The organism is Rhodopseudomonas sp. WA056, assembly GCF_010906995.1.
Lineage (GTDB): Bacteria > Pseudomonadota > Alphaproteobacteria > Rhizobiales > Xanthobacteraceae > Rhodopseudomonas > Rhodopseudomonas palustris_G.
Map to the genome: position 1 here is coordinate 1 of NZ_QPFS01000213.1, position 3,467 is coordinate 3,467.

The 3,467-nt window shown below is 66.0% G+C and carries 2 protein-coding genes; both read left to right on the forward strand.

Going from position 1 to position 3,467, the window contains the following annotated elements; translation table 11 throughout:
* Positions 1-1,515, forward strand: a 1,515-nt coding sequence (locus DU475_RS23365; protein ID WP_164633467.1) for a DmsE family decaheme c-type cytochrome, incomplete at its 5' end; no start/stop codon positions are given.
* Between the two features lie 96 nt (positions 1,516-1,611).
* On the forward strand, positions 1,612-3,467 hold a 1,856-nt coding region (locus DU475_RS23370; protein WP_164633468.1), incomplete at its 3' end, for an MtrB/PioB family decaheme-associated outer membrane protein.

A 3,467-nucleotide genomic window follows, 5' to 3' on the forward strand; every position in this document is an offset into this window, starting at 1 on the left:
GCGTCGGACGGTCAGGTCGGCGCGGTCGACCCGTCCGTCAACGCACTGGTCGATTTCGTGCGCGGCCTGCAAGGGGCCGGCAAGACCGAACCGAACTTCACGCCGCTGCCCGGCCATGGCTTCGCCGGCGCAGCCGCAGCCCATGCCGGCATCGTCCTCGGCAACGGACATGGCAGCGGCGCCGGCCACGGCGCCTCTCCCCATGGTGCCTCGCCCCACGGCGCTTCGCCGCACGGCGCAGCGTCGGCATCGGGCGGACCGCGCTTCGACACCCGCTATGCCGGACACGGGCTGACCAGCGCGGCGCTGCCGCTGCCGCCGATCGACGGCGCCTCCCAGTTCGAACAGACGCTGCGGCTGGCCGGTACGCTCCGCCTCGCCAGCATCACCGAGCGGCGCATCCTGCGTTCGCACGAGACCCGGCGCACCCTGGCGGCGCGGCTTGCCCGCGAGCCCGACTACGTGGCGCAGATGCCGGAGCTGATCCGCGATGCCGCCATGGTGACGACCTGGGTGGCGCTGGAGAATTTCGACGACGCCGTCGAGCCGCCGAAGCAGTTTGGCTTCATCGAGATCCTCGCCGCCAAGGCGGACTCGTCCCGTCCCGTCCTGATGGTCGCCAAGCGCGAACCGAAGGCTGAGGCTGCGGGACGGGCCCCGATGGTGGCGCCGGCGCCGGGCGATCCGGACGGCCGCTACTTCGTCGGCTCCAAGCCGTGCGAGACCTGCCACGCCGGCCTGTTCGACGAATTCCAGCAGACCGTGATGGGCCGCAACATCAAGTCCGGCAAGATCACGCCGCAGGGCAAGATGGAATGCGAGACCTGCCACGGCCCCGGCTCCGCCCATGTCAACGGCGGCGGCGGCCGCGAGAAAGGCGGGATCCGCTCGTTCCGTCCCACCGACAGCCGCGGCTTCGATGTCGCCGAGGCCAACAGCGTCTGCCTGAGCTGCCACGAGAAGGGCGACCAGACCTACTGGCAGGGCTCGCAACACGAGTCTCGCGGACTGGCCTGCGTCAACTGCCACACCGTGATGCGCAAAGTGTCGCCGCGCAATCAGCTCAAGACCGCGCAGGTGATGGACACCTGCTTCCAGTGCCACAAGGACCGCAAGGCCCAGGTGCAGCGCACCTCGCACATGCCGATCCGCGAAACCAAAATCACCTGCGTCAACTGTCACAACCCTCACGGCAGCGCCACCGAGAAGCTGCTCAAGGAAGCGACCGTCAACGACACCTGCTACACCTGCCACGCCGACAAGCGCGGACCGTTCCTGTTCGAACACCCGCCGGTGCGCGAAAACTGCCTGAACTGCCACGAACCGCACGGCTCCAATCACGAGTCGCTGCTGATCGTCGCGCGGCAGCGGCTGTGCCAGCAGTGCCATACCAACCCGCACAACCAGCCGGGCCTGCCGACGGCGGCACGCTGGGCGGTCGGTAACGCCTGCCAGAACTGCCACAACAACATTCACGGCTCGAACTCCCCGTCCGGATCGCGATGGCACCGATAGCCGGCGGCAACAGCGACGGCTGCGGCCGCCGTCGCTGCTCAAACCGACAAGCCGCAGAGGGTGATGGAACGACTCGCGCAAAGGGGGGCCTTTGAAATGACGTTCAAGCAATTACTGCTGACGTCGGCGGCTGTTTCGGTGGCGACCGCAATGCCGCTGAGTGCGACCGCTGAGCCGGTAGCGAAGGACGCGACGGCACGCTCGGTTTCGGATTTCGACGCGGCGCACGGCGGCTGGTCGTATTCGGGCGAATTCGAAGCCGGCTGGCGTTCGTTCATCCAGCGTCCGCCGAAGTCGGCGACGCCGTGGGTGTCGCCGACCAATCCGTTCGGCGGCGGCGCTCGCAACAACCGATCCAAATTCGAGGAGTACGGCCGGATCGCACCGGGCCTGTACGCCGAATATCTGCAGATGACGCTGCAGACCAAGGACGGCACCTATTGGAACGAACTGCGCGCCGACAACATCGGCAACAACAATCAGCGCTACGTGTTCGACTTTTCCAAGGCCGGCGAACACTACCTGACCCTGGGGTGGGACGAGATCCCGCATCTCTACACCACCAGCGCACTCAGCATCTGGAACGGCGTCGGTACCGCCAACCTGACCACCCCGGTCACGATCCCCGGCAGCGCATTGTCGGTGGTCGCCCCGGCCACCACGACGAGCCCGGCCCAGCGCGCCGCGGTGAGCAACGCCCTGGCTGGCAAGACCAACCTGATCGACGTCGGCATCGACCGCCGCAAAGGTTCGGCCGCGTATCGCTGGACGCCGGATCCGAACTGGGACGTCAAGGCGGCGTACTCGCATGAAAAACGCGAAGGCACCCAGATCGCCGGCTTCCCGATCGGCGGCCTCGCCGGAACTTCGTTGCAGCAGATGCAGGCGCCGCGGCCGATCGACGACACCACGCAGATCGGCAAGCTGAGCGGCCAGTATTTCGGCGCGACGCCGTGGGGCGGCCGCTACAACGTCCAGGTCGGCGGCGGCTTCTCGCTGTACGACAACAGCTTCGATTCGTTCACGGTGCAGAATCCGTTCTACGACGCCGGCAACCCTCGGGTCTTCTCACCGGCGGCGCGGATCAGCCTGATGCCGAGCAATCAGGCGTACAACACCGGGGTGACCAGCGGCATCGACCTGCCGTTCAAGACCCGCTGGAACAGCACCTTCCAGTATTCGACGATGCGGCAGAACGAGTCATTCATTCCGTTCACGGCGAATCCGAACGTCAGGACGTCGCCGCTGCCGGCATCGAGCCTCAACGGTGAAGTCAACACCGCGCTGTACAACACCACCGCCACGACCCAGTGGACGCCGGAATTCCGTACCACCACGCGTTATCGCTATTACGACAACGACAATCAGACGCCCGAATTGCTGATGCCGAACTATGTGGTGGAGGATTCGTCCGCCACCGGCATCGCCGCCGGCGTCCCGCGGCGGTCGCTGTCGATGTCCTACACCAAGCAGAATGCCAGCGGCGAAATGCAGTGGCGTCCCGCCAAGTGGGTGACGCTCGGCAGCAGCTTCGGGTGGGAGCAATGGGACCGCACCCGTCGCGACGCCAACGTCACCAACGAGTTCATCGGCAAGCTGACCGCCGACTTCAAGGTTCACGACATCGCGACGCTGCGCACCAGCGGCCAGTATTCGGAACGGCGCTACGACAACTACGATGGCTTGGCGATGGCGCGCGAGACCTACTACAGCGCCACCGCCAACAACGGCACCAACATGCTGCTGCGCAAGTTCGACATGGCGAACCGCAACCAGACCAAGGCCAATGCGTTCCTCGACATTTCCGGCCCGAGCGGCAGCATTTTCCGCGATTTCGTGGTGTCGCCCACCGCCGGCCTGCGGTTTGAGGATTACCCGGACGATCCGCTGTTCTTCGGCTTGAAGAAGAACAACACCTGGAACGCCGGCGTCGATGTACCCTTCCCCTTCCC